We start from the raw sequence: 21,254 nt of genomic DNA on the forward strand, positions 1-21,254 counted from the left end.
CCCCTTTTTTCGACTAAGCTTTAAGCTTAATGCTTCGACAATTATTCAGCAGATGCTTTAGCGAATAATTGACGACCACGGTAGATACCATCTTTAGATACGTGGTGACGACGGTGAGTCTCGCCAGTAGCTTGGTCTACAGTTAATGCATTCTCGGTTAAAGCGTCATGTGAACGGCGCATGTCACGGCGAGAGCGACTTTTACGGTTTTGCTGAACGGCCATGATGGCTCCTTACAAATCGAAAAATATGGATCAGAACAAATTCAGTTGTCTTATACGGAAGAGTATAACACAAAAATTAGTTAAGTTTACCCTTCAAACTTGCCAAAACATCAAACGGGTTATCCCGCTTTTCTTCAACAAGCTCTTCAATGGCAGGTTGGTGCTTATGTTCACAAGCATCATGCTTAGGAGACAGTGGCATCAACAATAACAATTCATCTTCTATGAGAGAAAGTAAATCAGCAGTCGCAGGCGCATCATAGCTACCTTTGGTTGTCGCTTCACTTTCACCTAAGACGATGAAATCAGCATCCTCATCCAAGCGCTCTATCAGTGACTCATCATCTACTAGAGCTAGATGAAAATCTGAAACCAGTTCAATGTTAACCACGTCTAAACAACGCTGGCATTCCATTGGGACTTGTGTTTCAACGTGACCATCTAGCCATACAATGCGATGATACGCATCCATTGATAGCTTACAGTCTATGTTAATCAATTGATCATCAATTGATCCAACAGCTTCACGAGCAATACGAACAAAGCGAGACAATGGCAGGGTACCTGACCATGTAAAGCCTTGTTCAGCCCATTTAAACGGCTCAATCTGTGCCGGAAAGGTATTTGCTGACATAATTAAGGCGGCAATTCTACAAATTCATCAGTACTCTGTCAAAGATTAAGATACAATTTTGTACTTATTTAGACAGACCATTTGGGTAACTTAAGTCATGCATCTGTTGCAGCCGCAAACAGAAGTGAGTATTTCATCACTTATGAGCACAATTTCAACTGCCAATTCTGACATTTCAGACCGCCAAGTGCAACTCTCAACGTGGGAGAATTTTTCGACAGAAGCACAACAAGTTGATTGGCTCATTTTACACTTTAATCATTGGTTTTCCCACCTGAATGTCAACTTGGTCAAAGGTGACTTTGAACCTGAATACTTTCCAGCAGAGCAAAGCTCCCCTGCTCGTATTCAATTTGCCCATGGTTTCTTTAATAGTGCATTACATGAAATTAGCCACTGGAGCATTGCAGGTGACAAACGTCGTCTATTACCCGATTTAGGTTATTGGTATGCGCCCGATGGTCGCACTCAAGAGCAGCAAGCATTGTTTGAACAAGTGGAAATTAAACCACAAGCGATTGAGTGGTTATTTGCCGTCGCATTTGGTCGTAGATTTCGAGTGTCTTTAGATAACCTCACAGGTGACGGCGGTGATGGATGTCATTTTAAAGATCATGTTTTTGCGCAAGTACAGGCCTATTTTTCAGGGGATGCGCAACTACCGCGTGATGCGAAATACTTCATAGACTGTATTTGCTTGTGTACACGTGCTGGAAAAACGTTACAGAGCAATGAATTTGAAAGAGAAATGCTCGACTAAATTTGGGATGTTTCACATTTAGGTCATTGAACATGGCTTAAATAAAGCGCCATAATGTGGGAAAAACCATCAGGAGATAAAAACATGCTGCATTTAAGAGTCCATCCTGATAACCCGCAGCCACGCTTAATTAGCCAAGCGGTTGAGCGTATTCGTGCAGGCGATGTAGTCGTCTACCCGACCGATGCAGCTTATGCCATTGGCTGCCAAATCGGCAATAAACATGCCATGGAGCGTATCGCCCAAATTCGCGGGCTCGGGTCAAAGCACCAATATGCCATTATTTGCGCAGATCTTTCAGATATTGCAACCTATGCCAAAGTGGATAATGCCATGTATCGTTTACTAAAAAACAATACGCCTGCGGTGACTACTTTTATTTTGCCTGCGACCAGTGAAGTCCCTAAACGTTTGATGCACCCCAAAAAGAAGACCATTGGTTTGCGTATTCCAAGTAACCCAGTGTGCCAAATGCTCCTCAAAGAACTAGGCGAACCGCTACTCACCAGCACCTTAATTTTACCCGACCAGCAAGAGCCGATGGATGATCCTTATGACATCGAAATGCAGTTATCAAAGCGTATTGATGTGTTCATAGACAGTGGACTAGGTACACTCAGCACGACCAGTATTGTCGACTTATCAGGGGATCACCCAGAAGTGATTCGCCATGGTGTAGGCGATGTGAGTGCTTTTGAGTAATGTCTGATCTTCTAGCTTGGTAGAACGCTATAAAATGAGGGCAGTTATAATGACGTTATCAGATGTTGTGCTAAATCCTCACTCAATTGCCCCAAATGCTTTCATTTATGCTATTTGGCCTTGGACACCCGAGTCTGAGGCTCTGATTCAACTATCTAGCAAGAACTCCAATCAATTTAACAGCGCTTATCGTCTTTTTCTGGACATGAAAGTCGTATTGCGGTTGGCGCAGCTGTTTCAGTATCAGAACTTGTGCCATCGGATCTGTATGGAAAAAACCATTGAATTTGCGCAACAACAATACGAACAACTCGATCAAAATATAACTGCTGTCCGGCAAGATAAGCTTTAGTTTGCCTGTTGCAGTGATATAAAATGCAAAATGTGTTGGAATAATTGACCCATCAGTATCTATACATTGTATTGAATACATTCGTTTTATTTTACTTTAGACACTTATTCCCTAGTATTTTTCATGGTTTTTTCTGTTTTCGGGCGTCCGAGCAATTTATTTAATAGTCATTTTCATTTAAACTAATGTGAATCAATTTCCATGCTTTTTATTCGATGCGAGATCGTTAAATAAGCCTATACATGCTTTTGAAAATTCGCGTGGCCAATAACTGTAATGAATCAATCCGTCCATAATGCTATGGAAGATCTTCCGCAAATCCGTGTGATGGATGAGTGGCATGACTCCATTCCTGAGGATTTATATATTCCTCCTGCTGCATTTGAAATTCTCCTTGAGCATTTTGAAGGACCACTCGACTTTTTAATTTACCTGATTCAAAAAAACGGCTTTGACTTATTACAGTTAGATATTGCCCCCATTGCCGCGCAATACCTGTCTTATATGGATGCCATGAAGTCGCTGAACATTGAGCTGACTGCTGACTATATGGTGATGGCTGCACTATTGGCAGATTTAAAGTCACGCCTGCTTTTACCCAAAGCTCCAAATGCGATTCAAATCGAAAAAGATCCGAAACAAGAACTGATTGATCGCTTAGAAACGTATTTACGGATTAAACAGGCGGCTGAGCGCTTGGGGCAAATGCCTATTTTAGAACGAGATACCTTCTCAACCAATGTCAGCTTAGGCCAAACTCTGGATCATAATGATGGTCATGATGTGCAACAGCTGCGTGATGCCTTATTCTGCGTGTTTAACCGACCTGAGCCCATCACCCATCAAATTGCACAAGAACCTGTTTTACTTGAAGAGCGCATGGCGTTTATTGAAAGCAAAGTCGCTTCAGGTGAAGTTTTAGTTTTTGAGTCTTTACTGCGTCCCATTCAAGGTCGTATGGGTATGGTTGTGACGTTTATGGCCATTTTAGAATTAACTCGTCAACAGCGGATTCAAATTGTAAGTTCTGGCGTTGAAGCCCCTCTTTCAATACAAGGAGTGAAAAAATAATGCAAGACACAACGACTCCTGTATCCAATGAAGACAACTTACATGAAGTAGTGATGCAACTGGAAGCGATTATTTTTGCAAGTGATGCACCTGTATCACTTGCACGTTTAAAAGAATCGTTCCAAAATCAATATAGTAAACAAGATTTACGCCAGTTTTTACAACAACTTGCCATGCTACAACATGGTCGGTCAATCGAACTAATTGAAACTGCTCAAGGTTTTCGTTTTCAAGTTCGAGCAAAATACCGTCAAATCGTTGCACAGACGTGGCCCGAGCGACCAACTCGTCTCTCGCCATCGCTACTCGAAATGTTGGCCGTGGTTGCTTATCATCAACCCGTCACTCGAGCGGATATAGAACAAATTCGAGGAGTCTCAAATAACAGTCAACTGTTACGAACGTTATTTGATTGGAACTGGATTAAAGAATCTGGTTTTCGTGAACTCCCAGGAAGACCTGCGTTGTTAGTTACGACGCCTCAATTTTTAAATGCATTTGGCTTAAGTTCTTTAGGCCAGTTGCCTCCCCTGCAGGATGCCAAGGAAGCTTTTATGGCGCTCGATGCGAATGCACCGAAGTCGTAAATAGGTGAACTGTTGATGATAATTTCTAAGGTTATGCTGTCATGAGTGAAAAGTTGCAAAAGGTACTCGCACGAGTCGGTTTGGGTTCTCGCCGTTATATGGAAGAAGTCATTGCCGCAGGTCGTGTGAGTGTCAACGGCCAAGTTGCCCAAGTAGGCGAACGTATTGAACCAGGTGATGAGCTTCGCATCGATGGTCGTAAAGTATCGTTCCAAATTGAAGACGAGATTCGTCGTCGTGTTCTGATTTACTATAAACCAGAGGGCGAAATTTGTTCACGCAATGACCCTGAGTCACGTCCAACAGTATTTGATCAATTACCTGCAATCGCGAATGATCGCTGGGTGATGGTAGGTCGTCTGGATATCAACTCAACAGGTCTACTATTGTTCACGAATGATGGTGAGCTAGCAAACCGCTTGATGCACCCATCAAACGAAGTTGAACGTGAGTATGCTGTACGTGTTATGGGTGAAGTGACTCCGCAAATTAAGAACAATATGCTCAAAGGCGTGGTGTTAGATGATGGCCCAGCGAAGTTTGAGTCATTTTCTGAAATTGGCGGTGAAGGGATTAACCGTTGGTATCAAGTGGTGGTAAAAGAAGGTCGTAACCGCGAAGTACGTCGTATTTTTGAATCGCAAGGTTTAAAAGTCAGCCGTCTACTCCGTACACGTTATGGCACGGTTATTTTACCGCGTGAATTACGTACGGGTCGTTGGATGGAGTTGGACAAAAACGACATCGACAACTTAACCAAAGCGGTTGAGTTGAAACCACGTCAAGGCACTGGCTTATACGGCATGGCAAAACGTCGTACTGAACGTATGCAAGAAAAACCAATGGCTGCACGTCGTGGTGGTTTCTTACGTCAGCAGCGCCGTGACAATGAAGATGAAGGCCAACAACAAGCGAAGCCTGCCTTCAACCGTGATCGCCGTGAAAATCCAAATGGCCACAGCCAGCGCCGTCAAGACAATACGCAAGCGGCTTATGGTCAACGTGAACCACGTCAAAACTCAGGCTATGCACAGCGCGACAGTCGCCCAGACAACTTTGGCAACAAAGGCACCTATGGTCAGCGTGATACACGTGACGAAAATGCACCCCGTAAACCTTTTGGAAATAAAAGCTTTAAGAAATTTTAATTTCTAAAGTCAAAATTTGAGCCACTTTCGAGTGGCTCTTTTTATATGTGTTTACGGTGCAATAAGATCACTTTGTGTTCCGAAGTGCGAAGAAGATGTAAACCCTCATAAAAACGCCCAATTTATTGAGCGTTTCATTATCCCACTCCCTCTTCACTACACTCCCTGCGGGATAGCACTAAGCAAGCGCTTGGTATAGTCATGCTGTGGTGACTGGTACAAATCATCCGAATTGGCTATTTCCACCAAATCACCATGATTCAAAACCATGATTTGATCTGAAATATATTTCACTACAGACAAGTCATGTGAAATAAAGATATAACTTAGACCAAACTCATCCTGTAAGTCTTGCAGCAAATTCAATACTTGGGCTTGTACCGAGACATCCAACGCAGAAACTGACTCATCACAAATCAGAATTTCAGGTTTTAAAGTTAGGCAACGCGCGATTGCAATACGCTGACGTTGCCCACCAGAAAACTCATGCGGATAACGATAAAAAGCCTGTGCAGGTAAGCTCACGCGCTCCAACAGATCCAACGCCATCTGTTTGCGTTCAATATCATCCACCCCGATCCCATGTACCTGCATTGGTTCCATCAAAATCTGCCCAACAGTAAAGCGTGGATTGAGTGATGCATAGGGATTTTGGAAAATAATTTGAATCTTACGTTGATACTGAGCAAACTCTTTTTCTGTCATCGACAGCAAATCGCGTCCTTGAAACAAAGCTTTACCACCTGTTGCCTCCTGTAACCGCATGAGTAACAACCCAATCGTGGTTTTCCCCGAACCAGACTCCCCCACTAAGCCTAAAGTCTTGCCTTTTGCTAACTGAAAAGTAACACCTTTGACCGCTTGAAATTCATCCTTACCGAACAATCCTTTTCGACTAAAGAATGACTTTTTAAGATCACGTACATCTAAAATGATCTCTTCTTGGCCTGTTAAACCTCGTGTTCTTTGTTGTAACTGATCAACATCTAAAGTATGCGTTTCAATATAGTCATCACCCTTTTGCTGCATAAAGTCACTGATCATCGGTAAACGCATGGGTCGTTTAGATAGCTGTGGGCGACAGTGCAACAACGCTTTGGTATAGACATCTTGAGGGTGTTCAAGCACATCTTTCACCCAGCCTTGTTCACGAATTTGACCATGCCGCATCACGATTACCTGATCCGCAATTTCCCCAACCAAAGCCAAATCATGGGTAATAAACAGCATTGACATGTGGTGCTTCTTCCGCAAAGACTCCAGCAACTCCAAAATTTGCTTTTGAATAGTGACATCCAACGCTGTCGTCGGTTCATCAGCAATCAAGAGTTTAGGTTTACAGGCAATCGCCATGGCAATCATGACGCGCTGCTGCTGTCCTCCTGACAACTGTCCCGGATAAGCATCAATCTTGGTTTCAGGAGATGGAATTCCAACTTCTATCAAGAGTTCTAAAGCACGTGCACGTGCTTGCTTACGACTCATGCCCAAATGCAACTGCAAAATTTCGGCTATTTGTGAACCCACCGTAAACACTGGATTTAAGGATGACATCGGTTCCTGAAAAATCATGGCAATATCTTTACCACACTTTTTCCGCATTTCACGGCGTGGTAAATCAAGTAGGTTTTGCCCCTCAAACAGAATTTTACTGTCCAAAGCAATTTGACTGCTTTCTGTAGGTAACAGCCCCATGGTGGCTAGCGATGTGACCGACTTCCCACTCCCTGACTCCCCAACCAAAGCCACAGTAGTATTCACTGGAATACTAAAACTGATGCCTTTGACCGTTTCAATGTACTGCTTTTCTTCATTTTTAAAGCTGACACGCAAGTTTTCCACCTGAAGTAAGGCTGGCGCTGTCATATCATTGAGTTCAGACATTCTCATGCTCCTATTTCAGTTTTGGGTCTAATGCATCACGCAATGCATCAGTAAACATTGAAAATGCAGTGACCAGAACCGCCATTGCTACAGAAGCAGCCGCTAACTGCCACCACTTGCCTAAAATCAACTCACTTTGCGCTTCATTCAACATACTGCCCCATGACACCACACCAACTGGGACACCAAAACCAAGGAAGCTCAAAATCACTTCTGACTTAATAAAGGCCACCACTAAAATTGACATTTGAACCAGTGCAATATGACTGACATTGGGAAATATATGCACAAAGATACGTCGGCTATGACTCACCCCAATTGCCTTTGCCGCCAGCACATATTCCCGCGAAGTATGCTTCATATATTCAGCACGAATTAAACGATATACCCCCGTCCACCCCGTTAAACCCAAAATCAAAACAATGGATAAAATGCCTTTTTGTTGTAGTACTGCGGCAATCGCTAGCACCAAGAGCAAATAAGGAATCGAGGTAAAAATGTTATAAAACCAGTTCAAGACATCATCGACCCAGCCACCAAAATAGCCAGAAATGGCACCTAAAATGGTACCAATCACGACAGCAAGAAAAGCGGCGACCAAGCCAACAATAATTGATGTTTCTGCACCTTTAATGGTTTTCAATAAAACACTCTGTCCCCATTTGTCGGCACCTAAAACCAAGCTTGGCTTGAGTTCCGCTTGCTGATCCAACAAATGCCCATCCAAGGCTTGGTCAATCGCTTTCATGTCTTCGGCTAAAGGATCAACAACCCCATAGTAATCAATAGCACCACCTACACCCTGTTCAGCAGCAATTTCTGCATTGAGCTCACGAATCACATCTTTCAAAGGATCAACAGGGTTTTCAGGCACAGCCGCTTCGACTTTTTGCACTTCGCTTTGCGGGAGTGGCACTACAGCTGCCCCGATAAACGTAGGAGGTGCATAACTCACAGCGACTTCTTTATTCCAGTCTTTTGCAATTAAGCCAGTCGATGACAAAATTAACAGCACCAAATAAAACAACACGATCAGAAGTGAAAACATGGCGATGCGATCGCGTTTTAATCGGCGCATAGCGAGTTGCCATAGCCCTGTAGACGCTGTTGCAGGTTCAGCAGTATCTGGTTTTCTTTTAGTGAGAACACTGAGCATAATTCACCTACTTCAACTGTACGCGAGGATCGACCCATTTATAAATCAAATCGGCAATCAAGTTGAAAAACATCGTTGCGAGGGCAACGTACACAGTAATGGCTTTAATCACAGGAAAATCACTACGCTCTACCGCAATAATGACTTCACGCCCAATGCCCGGAATACCAAAGAAACGCTCAATCAAAAATGCACCAATCAACAAAGCAGGTAAACTTGCCATCACGTCTGTAATAATCGGAATTGAGGCATTACGTAGCACATGCACACCTAAAATGCGCCGTTCACCAATCCCTTTGGCACGTGCAGTACGAACATAGTCTTGATTAACCTCATCCAAAACAAAACTACGATACAGCCTTAAAGTCGGGGCAATACTGACCACCAACATGATCAGAATAGGCAATAAAGCATATTTAAAGAGGTTTTCGCCAAAGCTATCACTCCAACCTTGGACTGGAAACCAGCTCAACTGATAGGCAAAGACATACTGGAAAACAATGATATACACCAAGATACTGATCGACATGCCAATCGTACACAGCATCATCACCATACGATCTGTTAAACTGCCGCGCACCGCTGCTACCGCCAAAGCCAACACAATAGAAATGATGGTCTGTAAAATCGTCAGTGGAATGAGCAAAGTCAGCGAAGGCCCGAGTCGTGTCGTAATGATTTGCGATACTGACTCTCCTGTACTCCAACTCAGCCCATAATCAAAAGTCAAAATCTGCTTAATGAAAATCCACAGTTGCACATAATAGGGCTGATCGACCCCAAGCTGCTGTCGGATATTTTCAATCTGTTCAGGGTTCGACATTTTCCCTGCCAAAATATAGGCAGGGTCACCACCTACCCAGTTAAACAAGAAGAAAATCAGCAACACCACCCCAAGCATGGTCGGGATCATTTGCCAAATTCGGCGAATAATATATGCCAGCATAAAAATGCCCCTTATTTCACCCGTTGACCGGTAATTTCATCGAAAAAGGCTTTGTTATCAGGCTCACGACCCAAAAAGTCTTTGACCAATGCTTTGGCAGGTTTTTGCCCCCCTTGGGACAAAATCGTTTGACGATAGTGCTGCCCCACTTCAGGGTTATTTAAGTTATCACCAAAGGCTGAAAGCATGTCCAATGCCATCACCTCTGACCACATATAGCCGTAATAACCGACTTGATAACCACCCATGATGTGACCAAACTGCCCTGGAAACTCAGTGGTCGGAACATAACCCAAAGCCGTTGCACCTTCCATTTTTTCCCAAACCTTTAAGGGCTGAACCTCTCGTGCATCACTGCCATGTAGTGCCATGTCATACTGTGCATACAACGTCTGACGTGCATAATGTAAACCGCGTCCATAGCTATGCACGGCATTGAGCTTAGTAATCAATGCATCATCCACACGTGGGCAGTCAGGTTTACAATAATCTGCCACCTTGGACAAAGTCTCTTTGCGTCGTGCCCATTCCTCATACATTTGTGAAGGTGCTTCGACAAAGTCTCGCTCAACCGAAGTTCCTGACTGAGATGAGAAACGTGTGTTGGATAAAATGCCATGCAACGCATGACCAAACTCATGTACAAAAGTTTCTAACTCATCGCTATTTAAACCATTACGGTTAAAGTTGGTGACCAATGCTGAAATCGGTTTGCGCCCAGTTAGGCTACTACCACCATAAACACCCCACACAGCAGCATGCCCATATTTGCCTTTACGTGGAAATTTATCCATATATAAACCGCCGAGCAGTTGCCCAGTCTTGGCATCGGTCACATCGTAATATTCCACTTCATCTTGCCAAACCTCAACTTTGGCAGGCTTAAACTTGATGCCATACAAGTTTTCAGAAATCGCAAACAGCCAATCTTGAGAAGCTTGAGTTGGGAAATACTGACGTAGCTGCTCTTGGTCGACCTGATACTTGGCTTTGCGTAATTTTTCACTCCAATATGCTTCGCTCCAACGCTCAATACTGGCTTGCTCAACAGGGATATTTAGACTTTGTGCTTTAAACTCACGTAAAGTCTGAACTTCCTTTTTCTCTAGGGGCGCCACGGTAGCATGCACCTCTGCCAAGAATTTATTCACGGTTTCAGGGTTTTTCGCCATCCGACTTTGTAGTACCCACTCGGCATAACTGGACTTACCAAACAGTTGTGCTAGCTCATAACGTAAGTCCATGGCTTGCTTCAGCAGCGCTAGATTTTTCTCACCGCCACGTCGGGTAAATGCAATTTGATAACGCTTACGTGCGTCATCGTTATCTGCCAACTCCATAAAAGGACGATAATCTGGATACTCAAACCCGAGTAAATAATTACCCTTGTCATTTTTCTTTAAGCCGTCGATATAACTTTGTGGCAGGCCTTTTAGCTCATCTGGGCTAAATTCGAGTTTTTCAGGATTATCACGTACATTACGTGCATACTCTTGTTCAATTTTTGCCAGTTCATCAAAAATCGCTTTTAAGCGTGCTTGTTTATCTGCTGAAAGCTGTATCCCTGTTTTTTCAAAACCTTCCAAAATATCTTCACGGAACTTGGCTTCAATTGGATCAGCAATTTTAACTTTTTTAATTTGTTGATATAGCTTTGGATTTTGATAAACATCGGTTTGGAATTGGCTAATTTTAATTTCACAGTCTTCAGCCGCTTTACGCAGTGCCTCATCAGGGTCAACATTGCTATACAGACCAATCGGGCCATAAAAATCTTCAAATGATGCAAAAATATGATCCCATTCGGCCAATACAGGCGCTGCTGCCGTTTCGTTTTTAAGGGGCTTATTTTCAAACGCTTTGAGTTGCTTTTTCACATCCGCAATTTTGGCATTACACCGCGCAGGGATATCTTTGGCTTGAAAGCTCGGCAAGGTTTGGCGCTGTGCTGTTTCAGCCAAAACAATCTGACTCATCCCTAAACCTAACATGCACAATGCGGTGAATTTAAAATGTTGCTTTTTCATCATGACTCCAGTTTTATTTAATTTCTATTTCTTCAAATCAATATCTATATACATCCACTCTGCGGGCAGTATGGGATGCTTTTTAAATCCAATCACACGCGGTTGTGCCAAGATATTTCGATAACGCGCGCCAATCACCTGCACAGGCATATACACTTCCAGCAGGCGTGACATTTTGGCGTAGATCGCATCGCGCTCTGGACTCGGTGTCATCTTCTGAGCTTGTTCATATAAGCGGTCATATTCAGGAATTTTGGCACAGCCATTGTTGGTGATCTTGATGTTCTTGCCATAAAACAACTGCATAAAGTTATCTGCATCAGGATAGTCTGCTATCCATGCTGATGCCTTAAACATGGTTTTACACTGTTTTTCTAATTTCAAAGCTTCAGCAAAAGGCAGAGACTTGGTGGTCATTTTGATTTTGATGCTATCTAAAGTTTTTTTCCAAAACTCGGCCTGTTGTTGACTGCGTAAATTATTACCCGAAAGTGTCATCTCAATCAGCAAAGGTTTGCCATTCGGCTGAGTACGCCAACCATCAGCAGCGACTTTATAGTGATAACGATCTAACAATAAATTTGCTGCTTTGACTGAATAAGGAATGCTACTTCGATAATTGGGATCGTAACCAATGACACCACTTGGAATCGGTGCTTGCAGTTTTTGCGCATCACCTTTTTGTAAAATATTGATATAGTTATCGGCTGAAAAAGCCATCGCCATAGCACGGCGCAGGGCAATTTTATCTTTACTTAAACCGCCAACCACTGGGTTTTGCATATTCCAATAATGATAGTCAATCGAAGGGTCCGTGATCCTTGACAACTGTACGCCTTTCTTGACCAATTCCTGTTTTAACTTTCCATCTTGTAAGGCCTGAACTGTCAGCTCACCATCAAGGGCAAACAAATCTACTTCATCTTTAATAAATGACAACCATCGCGACTGGCCCTCTTCCATCACTTGAATATCAATCACCCCTATTTGTGGCATCTTTTTGCCTTGCATGGCTTTGACGATTTTTTGGTCTTCAGGCGTACTGGCCTTAAAGTTCCAAACAAAACTTCGGAAATCAGGATTGGCCTTTAAAATAATCCGCGAACCTGGCGTCCAACGGCTGAGCATATATGGCCCTGTGCCTATTGGATGCCCCATCACAAAACCCGCTTTGTCACGATATTTTTCGATGACTTCCCGTGCAACTGCACCTGCAGGCTGATGCGCAAGCAGCATCGGAAAGTTCTGATCGGGGCTAGTCAGACGAATGACCAAGGTATAACGGTCTGGTGTTTGTAAGCCTGCGATAGGTTGGTCGTAATTGAATTTCCCTGTTTTCTGTGCTTGTTTCAGCAAAGCCTCCATCCCTAAGATTCGCCCATCAAGCAACCAACTGTTGGGTGAACGCAAGCTCGGATCCAGTAAACGCTTAAAGGTATATACATAATCGGCCGAAGTCAGCTCACGCTTTTTACCTTTAAACACGGGGTCAGCAGCAAAATAAATCCCCTTTTGCAAACGAATGGTATAGGTCAATCCATCTGCACTCACCTCAGGTAAAGCCACAGCTGTTCGTGGTACCAATTTCGCAGGTGAGGCCAAATAATCGTAAGTAAATAAAGTTTCAAAAATCGAACCGTTGACATGGGCCGAGTACAAGTCATGCACGCCCGCAGGGTCAAAGCCTGTTTCAGCTACAGGAAAAACATAACGTAAAACTTTTTTCGGGTCGGCAGGACTTTGTGCAAAACTGGAAACTGAACTACTCAGCAGAATGCTGCCTGCCAGAATGCTCAGCCCCCATCGTTTAAATTTCTGATTTAGATTTTTCATTGTGTTCGATATCTCAATTATTTTTTATGGGCTGAATATCAAGATATTGCCAGTTGGTATTCATCATCGGATGGGCTTTAAACCCCTGAACTTGTGGATGTAACAACCAATTTCGAATGCGACTGTTATGAATAATCCATGGATTATCCGCTTCAATTTGGCGACTGAGTTTTTCATAAAATGGTTGTCGCTGAGGTGGTGGGAGTGCCATCGCCTGTATATAAAGTGCATCATAGGCTTTGGACTGGTAGCAACTGAGATTGCCCTGCGTCGAATTGGGTCCATACAGCAGTTGGGCAAAGTTTTCCCCTTCAGGATAATCCGCAATCCAAGCCCCACCCCAAACCATATATTTACATTGCATCGCAGCTTTTAAGTTATCGGCAAAATTACTCACGATAAAATCAGCACGGATACCAATGGCATCTAAATTTTTCTTCCACAGTTCAGACTGAATCACGGAACTGGAACTATTTTCGGTCATAAACTTGAGTGTTAGAGGTTGACCATTGGGTAGGCTGCGATAGCCATCTGCAGCTTTTTTATAACCGAAACGATCCAGTAATTTATTCGCCAAGAGCGGGTTATAAGCCACGCTGCTGCGATAGTTGGGATTAAAACCTTGTACCCCCTCAGGCACCAACATTTCAGACTTCACTGCCTGCCCTTTATACAGTTGTTTAATGGCTTCTGCTTGGTTATAGGCCAAACTAATCGCGCGTCTTAATGCAACTTTTTCAAGCCCAAAACCACCCACTGTAGGATCTTGCATATTAAACATGGTGTAGGTGATTTCAGCGTCTTTATTGGGGAAATGCTGAATGCCCTGCTTGACCAGTTCAGGTTTGAGTTGCTTACCATTCAAGGCTTGTGGCACCGCATTGGACGTGAGTTTATCAAAGTCGAGTTGTCCCGATTTAAATGCAAGCCAACGTGACTGCTCTTCTTCAATAATACTGACATTGACTTTACCAATTTGCGGCATTTTTTTGCCTTGCATCTCTTTGGCCAGACGCTTGTCCCAACTCGAACCTGTAGGTTTAAAGTTCCAAATAAAACCACGGTATTTCGGGTTAGCCACCAGCTCAATACGACTCCGCGGTACATATTTACTCAACTGATAAGGTCCTGTCCCCACTGGATGCTGCGCAATTCGATCCCCATAAAACTCCACTACTTCCCGTGCTGTTCCGCCAAATGTGGCATAAGCCAAGATATAGGGAAAGTTATAGTCTGGACGGGTTAATGTGATTTGTAGTGTGTATTTATCAATCGCCTTTAGGCCAGAAATCGTAGCATCATAATTAAACTGACCTGTTTTCTTGGCTTGGGCAACAGCAGCATCTCCACCGACAATCTTACCTTCAATAAATGAATAGGTCGGTGAGCGGTTTTTCGGGTCCATAATTCGCATCATGGAATAAATATAATCCTGCGCAACCAACTCTCGCGGTTTCCCTTTGAATGCCGCGTCATCACTGAAATAAATCTTGGGCTGAATTTTAAAGGTATAGACTTTGCCCTCTTGTTCTATTTTTGGCATCGACACTGCGGTATTTGGCACCAATTGAGCAGGGCGTGCCAAATAATCGTATTTTAAAAGCGGTTCAAAAATGGCTTGGGCAATACTGCCACTATAGAAATTATAAGTTTTAACCGTATCAAAACCATCATCGGGGGCTTCATAGGCAATATTTAATATTTTATTTGGATCCGCAGGTGACTTTGCATAAGCGGAAACACCGAAACCTATCACAAGGGATAAAGCAGCAACCTTAAAATTTTTTGAATTCAAGTCCGTACCTATACACATATTTTTTAAGCCATGTTATCTCATGCAAAGCATGGTCAATTTGTCAGTGTTCTTTCTCCCAACATCACACTGACAAAAAAAATAAACACAAGCCCATGTTTTATAAATTAAATTTTAGTTTTTAAAAATAAAAAACAACCATGGACATCTATTCACCACAGCGATAAAGCGAATATCATGCCACGCTTATTTTTTTATGATTCTAATTTAACATTTTGCAGGAAAAATACATGCTTATTAATTAGTTATAAAAATTGCGCTAAAAACACCAAGATACATTTTGCCAATTAGTAGCCATTTTTAAATATTCACTTTACATAAACTGTTGCACAGATTTAATACACCAATGATTCAAACATGAACATTACAAGTTAGAATAAAAAGCCTAATGTTATACATAAGGTACTGTTTTAATTTAATTAAAATAAAATAAGCGATAGGATTATTTTTTGAATTTTTTATTAAAAATTCAAAAAAAGACGACTCATTTTAGATCATTTATTATATGAATAATCATTTTATGACTATTTTTTGATCTATTTATAAGTAATTTTTTGCCATTTAAAATCCACAATTAATCAAAATATGGAGGAAAATTACATAAAAGATAACAAAACATAAAATAAAACAATATATTCCAATAACTTAATTCACAGTCTTTTGCATATCACCAAAAGTTGGCATTTGCCTTGCAATCCCCCTGCACAGCAATACCGCTAAATATACAAAAAGAAGGGTTGAATTTACGATGCAAAAAAACAAACTTGTTCGATCTATGGGGACCCCAACCATCAGCAAATCAATACTTAAACTAAGTACCCTGACTTTAAGTATGATGTGTTTGTCTTTAGCTCATGCAGAAGAAACAGAAAGCTCAGTCTCAGCAGAACCAACTAAAAAAGTTGCCAAAGTGACTGTCACAGGTTCCTCTATCAAAGGGGTCGCAGCTCAAAGTTCTTCACCCATTACCGTCATTAAAGTTGAAGAACTTGCTCAACAAGGTGTTACAACAGCCGAAGAAGCATTAACCAAAATTAGTGCAAACCAAGCCGGTTACAGTACGGCTCAAAACGTAGGTGCAAGTAATACTTCTGGCTCAACTGCAAATTTACGTGGTCTAGGCTCAGACAAAACTTTAGTCTTGTTAAATGGTCGTCGCTTAGCCTATAGCCCATTTAGTACATCCGAAACCAACTTAAATACCATTCCACTGGCAATGGTAGAGCGAATTGAAGTCCTTCGCGATGGTGCCTCTGCGGTCTATGGTGCAGATGCAATTGCAGGGGTGATTAACTTCATCACAAAAAAACAATATGAAGGCTTTGGTATCAGTGGTGGCGCACTTAAGCCAGAAGAAAAAGGCGGAGAAGAATACGATGTCTCTATCTTTGGTGGCTATGGCGATTTAGATGAACAAGGCTTTAACGTTTATGGCGCTGTCAGTTACCAGAAGTCTAAAGAAATTATGGCCAAAGACCGAAAAGTCAGTCGCCGTGGAGGACTTTTACCAGAACTAGGGATTGATGGGAGCTCTGCTAACGGCTTTCCAGCCAACTTTTATGACCCAACCAGTAGCATACAGGCCAATCCTTATGGCAATGCCAACTGTAATAACACACCCAATGTCGTTGCAGATGGTGGCTTATGCTTTTTAAACACCCAAGCCCTGATTGCAATTCAACCAGAAACAGAAGACCTATCTGCGCTTGGACGAGCGACATTTAAGTTGAGTGATCAATTCAACGCGATTGCAGAATATGTATATGCAAAAAATGAAGTCACAACTTCGATTGCACCCGATGTGTATAGCCGATCTGTAACTATTCCGAAAAGTAGCCAATACTACCCAGGAGAAGGTATTACTCCTGCGGTTAATGGCTTAAGTGGTGACCCGTTACAACTCTACCTCCGCTCACAAGCAGGTAATCGTGTTTCTAAGTCAACCAATGAATCGCATCGTATTTTTGCGGGTATTGAAGGCGAAGCTTATGGCTGGAACATCGACAGCGGTGTGACCTATGCTCACGGTAAAGCAAGTGATAGTTTTGTAAGTGGCTACTTAAATAGAAACAAACTTCAAGAGGGTCTAGACAACGGCACCATTAATCCCTTTGGTGCTTCGGCAGATGCAAATGCTTGGAGTTCATTAGAAGTCAGCGGTACGACCAATGAGGCAACTTTAGATTCAACTACATTTGACTTTACGATCAGCCGTCCTATTTTCACCCTTCCTGCAGGTGATGTCGGCTTTGCCTTTGGAGGGAGCTTTACCACCCAAGATTGGGAAGCGACTGTAAACTCAGATCTTGTACGACTAGTCCCAGGCAGTGGTATTGACCCAGATAAACCCGTCAGTAAAGGTGATCGTGACATTACAGCTGTTTTCTCTGAACTACAAATTCCCATTACTTCCACCTTAGAAGCGCAACTTGCTGCCCGTTACGATGACTACAGCGACTTTGGCGACACCTTCAATCCAAAAGTAGGTTTACGTTGGGAACCATTAAAACAATTAATGTTCCGAAGCACCTACAGTACAGGCTTCCGCGCGCCAAGCTTATATGAAATTAATGCACCACAAAGCCAAACCTACACAGGTGCTAAATACAATGACCCTGTACTTTGCCCAAATGGTATCGACTCAACGCCAACGCAATACAAAACAGAATGTAATACTCAATTTAAGCGCATGCAAGGCGGATCAGCAGACTTACAACCCGAAGAATCAACCACAATAACAGCAGGTTTCGTTTTTGAACCAATCAAAAACCTTGTCTTTACAGCTGACTATTACAATATCGAAATTGATGGCTTAATTGACACCATTAGTGATGCCATGATTTTCCAAAATCCAACAAAGTACGCAGATCGTTTTGTTCGTGATTCAGAAGGTCGTATCCAATATGTTAATACAACACTGGTAAATATGGGGGGGATCAAAACAGAAGGTGTCGATCTTTCCTTAAACTATCTTGCACCTATGACAGCTACAGGACGGTTTGGTTTCGGGATTGATGGTACATATATCATCAAATACGACAAACAAGAAGAAAAAGGTGGTGCATGGGAAGGCAAAGTCGGAACATATGATGACCCTGCTGTACTGCGTTGGAAACACACAGCAAACATTAACTGGAGCTATGAAGACTGGAAACTGGTCTTTGAACAACAATTCTTCCGCGGTTACCATGACCAGAATGCAACAGGCGAAGAAGGCTATGATAACCACAAAGTTTCAGACTATACCCTCTACAACATTGCAGGCACCTATAAAGGTTTCAAAAACTTAGAGCTTACAGGTGGAATTAAAAACTTATTTGATGAAGAGCCTGCAGCATCTAACGTTCTAGATAACTTCCAATACGGCTATGACCCTCGTTACAGCGATCCGACAGGACGTACTTTCTACTTAAGAGGTACGTACAAGTTCTAATCAGACATACACCACAGGTTGAAACACTCAATCTGTGGTGATGTTTTCTCATTCTCAATTTTGGCTAAACACAGACTGCTCTTTTCAACGTGATGTTCACGATTTAAACAGCAAATTTAGCTCGAATTTCAGGAGTAACTATGGGCACAAAGTTTGAAGATTTAGAAAAAAACTCCGCCAAGAAACTGACTGGTATTGGCGTCGTAATTTTCTTACATATCCTTGTTGGCTTAGTGCTAATGGCAGGCTTAGCAAAAGACATCATCAAACCCTCAACCGAACCTGTTGAATTAGTCATTCTGCAAGACATCAAGCCACCTGAGCCAGAGCCACCTAAAGAAATTCCACCAGAGCCCCCTAAAATGGTGGAAAAAGTAGCGCAGCAGCCTGATCCAAAACCAGTTGAAAAAGTCGTGCCTGTACAAAAAACAGTTTCTACACCAGTGTCTAAACCGACTGTAAGCACACCCACTCCAACTGCTGTATCCCCGTCTCCTAGCCCAGAATCCGCACCCGCACCAGTAGCCGTTGCACCTACTCCAACACCGAAACCTGCAGGAGTTACACGTGGAGTATCGGAAGGAGAAGCTGGATGCAAAGCTCCAAGCTATCCACGCGAAGCAGAGATGAGTGGCATTTCTGGCACCGTGCTGATTTCGGTCTTTGTCGATACCAATGGTAAGGCGCAAGAAGTCAAAGTGAAGCGTTCAACAGGTGACCGTACTTTAGACCGTGCGGCAACGAAAGCGTATAGCTTGTGCACATTTAAACCTGCAATGAAAGATGGCGTACCACAAAATGCTTGGTTCGACATTCCATACGAGTTTGTCCTCGAATAATTGAAAGAAAATCTAGATGAAATAAGGAGTTACACAATGAAAAATTTAAAGAATTTTACCGCAGCAAGCTTGCTTGGAATGAGTGCATTACTTCCGTTACAAACAACATTTGCCGAAGAAACTAAAGCACAAGCAACAGCAGTTACAACAGAAATTGCCAACATTGATAAAGCTGCTGTTCATGTTCCCCCACCACTACCTGAACAAGCATCTTCAACTGTAGAAAAAACACATAACCCTTATGGCTTAGAGGCCATGTGGAAAGAAGGGGATCTCGTTGCAAAAGTGACACTTTTTATTTTGGTGATTATGTCGATTGGTACATGGTACATCATCATCACCAAATGCTTACAACAAGGAAAAATTCGTAAACAAGGCCAGCATGCTGAAAAAAACTTCTGGGAAGCCACGTCTTTAGACAGTGCAACTGAAGGTTTAGACGATGCAAGCGTGTATCGCTTTATTGCAGAGAAAGGTATTAAGTCGACAAAAAACCACGGAGGCACGTTATTAGAACGGATCGACTTTAATACATGGGTCACCATCTCAATTCAACGCGCTATCGACAAAATTCAAAGCCATTTAAGTGGCGGACTGGCATTTCTTGCAACCGTAGGCTCAACCGCACCTTTCGTAGGTTTATTTGGTACGGTTTGGGGCATTTATCATGCGTTAACGGCCATTGGCGTATCGGGTCAAGCCTCTATTGATAAAGTTGCAGGTCCTGTAGGTGAAGCTTTAATTATGACTGCAATTGGTTTAGCTGTAGCGGTTCCCGCTGTGCTTGGTTACAACTGGTTAACCCGTCGTAATAAAGCTGTAATGGAAGAAGTTCGTACCTTTGGTTCAGACTTACATGCGGTGCTATTAAGTGGTGAAATCAGTACTAATAACCCGATTAACCGTGATATGAAATAAAAAATGAGGAATCAACCATGGGAATGACGGTTAATTCAAATGACAGCGATGATGATGTAATCGGAACCATTAATACCACACCATTGGTTGATATTATGTTGGTTTTACTGATTATTTTCCTCATCACTGTGCCTGTTGCGATTCATACCGTACCAGTCAATTTGCCTGAAGAAAAGAATGTACCCTATGAAACCAAACCTGAAAATATTCAACTTGCTGTAAACAAAAATGGGGATATTTTTTGGAATGAAAACTACATAGCAGATAAAGCAACTCTACTCTCTCGGTTACAGGCGGAGGCACAAAAAAGACCGCAACCTGATGTTCACATTCGTGGTGATCAACTGACGCCATACGATGCGATTGACCAAGTCATTACAACCACACAACAAGCGGGTATTGGCAAAATCGCCTTTGTCACCACACCGCCCTCTTCACCTTAATCAAAGAAGGATTCAGCTATGGGTATGAATGTTGGTTCCAATCAAGATGATGAAGATGTGATGCTCGATGTCAACATGACTCCCCTGATTGATGTCATGTTGGTGTTGTTGATTATGTTTATTATCACAATCCCACTACCAAACAATGCCATTAATATCAATCTACCCAATGGTACGCCACCACCGACTCAGGAAAAACCACCTGAGATTGTAGAATTACGTCTAGATGCTCAAGGCAAAATGTTTTGGAATGAACAACCTATTGAGTCGAAGCAAGCCCTAGAAACACTACTGCAAACGGTCGCACAAAAAACAGATCAAGACCAAATTAAGCTAAAAGCTGATCGCGCAACGGAATACAAATACATTGCGATGGTTATGGCGGCAGCTCAACGCCTTGACGTGAAAAAAATTGGAGTTGTAAGTAATCAATAAATAAAAGCATCATAAAAAAACCGCTGACCACGTTTAAGGTCAGCGGTTT

19 protein-coding genes are annotated in these 21,254 nt (G+C 42.5%); 11 read left to right on the plus strand and 8 right to left on the minus strand.

Annotated elements, in window-relative coordinates:
• Positions 1 to 41 precede the first annotated feature (41 nt).
• Together rpmF and B9T36_RS06625 are read right to left on the minus strand one after the other, a co-directional pair.
• On the minus strand, positions 42 to 224 hold the full coding sequence (gene rpmF / locus B9T36_RS06620; protein ID WP_004279227.1) for a 50S ribosomal protein L32: 183 nt from the start codon (positions 222 to 224) through the stop codon (positions 42 to 44).
• Between the two features lie 76 nt (positions 225 to 300).
• On the minus strand, positions 301 to 858 hold the full coding sequence (locus tag B9T36_RS06625) for a YceD family protein (RefSeq protein WP_086208717.1): 558 nt from the start codon (positions 856 to 858) through the stop codon (positions 301 to 303).
• A gap of 97 nt (positions 859 to 955) precedes the next feature.
• Here B9T36_RS06625 and B9T36_RS06630 point away from each other — a divergent pair, with 97 nt between their 5' ends.
• From B9T36_RS06630 to rluB, 6 genes are all read left to right on the plus strand, one after another.
• Positions 956 to 1,618, plus strand: coding sequence for an elongation factor P hydroxylase (locus B9T36_RS06630; RefSeq protein WP_086208718.1), 663 nt, complete (start codon positions 956 to 958; stop codon positions 1,616 to 1,618).
• An 84-nt stretch (positions 1,619 to 1,702) separates the two neighbouring features.
• Positions 1,703 to 2,320, plus strand: coding sequence for an L-threonylcarbamoyladenylate synthase (locus B9T36_RS06635; protein ID WP_086208719.1), 618 nt, complete (start codon positions 1,703 to 1,705; stop codon positions 2,318 to 2,320).
• Positions 2,321 to 2,369: 49 nt separating this feature from the next.
• Positions 2,370 to 2,672, plus strand: coding sequence for a hypothetical protein (locus B9T36_RS06640; protein WP_086208720.1), 303 nt, complete (start codon positions 2,370 to 2,372; stop codon positions 2,670 to 2,672).
• Between the two features lie 276 nt (positions 2,673 to 2,948).
• Positions 2,949 to 3,743 (plus strand): segregation and condensation protein A, encoded by a 795-nt coding sequence (locus B9T36_RS06645; protein ID WP_086208721.1) that lies wholly within the window; start codon positions 2,949 to 2,951, stop codon positions 3,741 to 3,743.
• Positions 3,743 to 4,330 (plus strand): SMC-Scp complex subunit ScpB, encoded by a 588-nt coding sequence (gene scpB, locus B9T36_RS06650; protein WP_086208722.1) that lies wholly within the window; start codon positions 3,743 to 3,745, stop codon positions 4,328 to 4,330. The genes B9T36_RS06645 and scpB overlap by 1 nt, the downstream gene beginning before the upstream one ends.
• 41 nt (positions 4,331 to 4,371) lie before the next feature.
• Positions 4,372 to 5,478, plus strand: a complete 1,107-nt coding sequence (gene rluB / locus B9T36_RS06655) for a 23S rRNA pseudouridine(2605) synthase RluB (RefSeq protein WP_086208723.1) — start codon at positions 4,372 to 4,374, stop codon at positions 5,476 to 5,478.
• A gap of 156 nt (positions 5,479 to 5,634) precedes the next feature.
• Here the strand turns inward: rluB and B9T36_RS06660 are convergent, their stop codons facing one another.
• Genes B9T36_RS06660 through B9T36_RS06685 form a run of 6 tightly spaced genes read right to left on the minus strand, consistent with a single transcriptional unit; the run spans position 5,635 to position 15,137 of the window.
• Positions 5,635 to 7,362, minus strand: coding sequence for an ABC transporter ATP-binding protein (locus tag B9T36_RS06660; protein ID WP_086208724.1), 1,728 nt, complete (start codon positions 7,360 to 7,362; stop codon positions 5,635 to 5,637).
• 10 nt (positions 7,363 to 7,372) lie between these two features.
• On the minus strand, positions 7,373 to 8,518 hold the full coding sequence (locus tag B9T36_RS06665) for an ABC transporter permease (RefSeq protein WP_086208725.1): 1,146 nt from the start codon (positions 8,516 to 8,518) through the stop codon (positions 7,373 to 7,375).
• Between the two features lie 7 nt (positions 8,519 to 8,525).
• A complete protein-coding gene (locus B9T36_RS06670; protein WP_086208726.1) occupies positions 8,526 to 9,464 on the minus strand; it encodes an ABC transporter permease in 939 nt (312 codons plus the stop codon).
• Positions 9,465 to 9,475: 11 nt separating this feature from the next.
• A complete protein-coding gene (locus B9T36_RS06675) occupies positions 9,476 to 11,491 on the minus strand; it encodes a M3 family metallopeptidase (RefSeq protein WP_086208727.1) in 2,016 nt (671 codons plus the stop codon).
• A gap of 24 nt (positions 11,492 to 11,515) precedes the next feature.
• Positions 11,516 to 13,324 carry an ABC transporter substrate-binding protein gene (locus B9T36_RS06680; protein WP_086208728.1) on the minus strand — a complete coding sequence of 603 codons (1,809 nt, stop codon included), beginning with the start codon at positions 13,322 to 13,324 and terminating at the stop codon, positions 11,516 to 11,518.
• A 13-nt stretch (positions 13,325 to 13,337) separates the two neighbouring features.
• The gene (locus B9T36_RS06685) at positions 13,338 to 15,137 is read right to left on the minus strand and encodes an ABC transporter substrate-binding protein (protein ID WP_086208729.1); all 1,800 of its coding nucleotides are present in this window, start codon (positions 15,135 to 15,137) and stop codon (positions 13,338 to 13,340) included.
• Between the two features lie 748 nt (positions 15,138 to 15,885).
• On the opposite strand from B9T36_RS06685, the gene B9T36_RS06690 reads away from it, so the two are divergent.
• From B9T36_RS06690 to B9T36_RS06710, 5 genes are all read left to right on the plus strand, one after another.
• Complete coding sequence (locus tag B9T36_RS06690; RefSeq protein WP_086208730.1) at positions 15,886 to 18,570, plus strand: TonB-dependent receptor; 2,685 nt, start codon at positions 15,886 to 15,888, stop codon at positions 18,568 to 18,570.
• Positions 18,571 to 18,710: 140 nt separating this feature from the next.
• Positions 18,711 to 19,409, plus strand: coding sequence for an energy transducer TonB (locus B9T36_RS06695; protein ID WP_086208731.1), 699 nt, complete (start codon positions 18,711 to 18,713; stop codon positions 19,407 to 19,409).
• A gap of 36 nt (positions 19,410 to 19,445) precedes the next feature.
• Entirely contained in the window at positions 19,446 to 20,327 is an 882-nt protein-coding gene (locus tag B9T36_RS06700; RefSeq protein WP_086208732.1) for a MotA/TolQ/ExbB proton channel family protein, read from the plus strand.
• Between the two features lie 17 nt (positions 20,328 to 20,344).
• Positions 20,345 to 20,770 carry an ExbD/TolR family protein gene (locus B9T36_RS06705; RefSeq protein WP_086208733.1) on the plus strand — a complete coding sequence of 142 codons (426 nt, stop codon included), beginning with the start codon at positions 20,345 to 20,347 and terminating at the stop codon, positions 20,768 to 20,770.
• Between the two features lie 18 nt (positions 20,771 to 20,788).
• On the plus strand, positions 20,789 to 21,205 hold the full coding sequence (locus tag B9T36_RS06710; protein ID WP_086208734.1) for an ExbD/TolR family protein: 417 nt from the start codon (positions 20,789 to 20,791) through the stop codon (positions 21,203 to 21,205).
• The last annotated feature ends 49 nt before the right edge of the window (positions 21,206 to 21,254 follow it).

The sequence above is a fragment of the Acinetobacter sp. ANC 4204 genome, assembly GCF_002135205.1.
Taxonomy (GTDB): Bacteria; Pseudomonadota; Gammaproteobacteria; order Pseudomonadales; family Moraxellaceae; genus Acinetobacter.

Bases quoted from the DNA above. Each gene is read 5' to 3' on its own strand.
- B9T36_RS06675 (WP_086208727.1), bottom strand. From the start codon at position 11,491: ATGAAAAAGCAACATTTTAAATTCACCGCATTGTGCATGTTAGGTTTA.
- rpmF (WP_004279227.1), bottom strand. From the start codon at position 224: ATGGCCGTTCAGCAAAACCGTAAAAGTCGCTCTCGCCGTGACATGCGC.
- B9T36_RS06660 (WP_086208724.1), bottom strand. From the start codon at position 7,362: ATGTCTGAACTCAATGATATGACAGCGCCAGCCTTACTTCAGGTGGAA.
- B9T36_RS06665 (WP_086208725.1), bottom strand. From the start codon at position 8,518: ATGCTCAGTGTTCTCACTAAAAGAAAACCAGATACTGCTGAACCTGCA.
- B9T36_RS06690 (WP_086208730.1), top strand. From the start codon at position 15,886: ATGCAAAAAAACAAACTTGTTCGATCTATGGGGACCCCAACCATCAGC.
- B9T36_RS06625 (WP_086208717.1), bottom strand. From the start codon at position 858: ATGTCAGCAAATACCTTTCCGGCACAGATTGAGCCGTTTAAATGGGCT.
- B9T36_RS06705 (WP_086208733.1), top strand. From the start codon at position 20,345: ATGGGAATGACGGTTAATTCAAATGACAGCGATGATGATGTAATCGGA.
- scpB (WP_086208722.1), top strand. From the start codon at position 3,743: ATGCAAGACACAACGACTCCTGTATCCAATGAAGACAACTTACATGAA.
- B9T36_RS06635 (WP_086208719.1), top strand. From the start codon at position 1,703: ATGCTGCATTTAAGAGTCCATCCTGATAACCCGCAGCCACGCTTAATT.
- rluB (WP_086208723.1), top strand. From the start codon at position 4,372: ATGAGTGAAAAGTTGCAAAAGGTACTCGCACGAGTCGGTTTGGGTTCT.
- B9T36_RS06695 (WP_086208731.1), top strand. From the start codon at position 18,711: ATGGGCACAAAGTTTGAAGATTTAGAAAAAAACTCCGCCAAGAAACTG.
- B9T36_RS06640 (WP_086208720.1), top strand. From the start codon at position 2,370: ATGACGTTATCAGATGTTGTGCTAAATCCTCACTCAATTGCCCCAAAT.
- B9T36_RS06630 (WP_086208718.1), top strand. From the start codon at position 956: ATGCATCTGTTGCAGCCGCAAACAGAAGTGAGTATTTCATCACTTATG.
- B9T36_RS06680 (WP_086208728.1), bottom strand. From the start codon at position 13,324: ATGAAAAATCTAAATCAGAAATTTAAACGATGGGGGCTGAGCATTCTG.
- B9T36_RS06700 (WP_086208732.1), top strand. From the start codon at position 19,446: ATGAAAAATTTAAAGAATTTTACCGCAGCAAGCTTGCTTGGAATGAGT.
- B9T36_RS06685 (WP_086208729.1), bottom strand. From the start codon at position 15,137: ATGTGTATAGGTACGGACTTGAATTCAAAAAATTTTAAGGTTGCTGCT.
- B9T36_RS06670 (WP_086208726.1), bottom strand. From the start codon at position 9,464: ATGCTGGCATATATTATTCGCCGAATTTGGCAAATGATCCCGACCATG.
- B9T36_RS06710 (WP_086208734.1), top strand. From the start codon at position 20,789: ATGGGTATGAATGTTGGTTCCAATCAAGATGATGAAGATGTGATGCTC.
- B9T36_RS06645 (WP_086208721.1), top strand. From the start codon at position 2,949: ATGAATCAATCCGTCCATAATGCTATGGAAGATCTTCCGCAAATCCGT.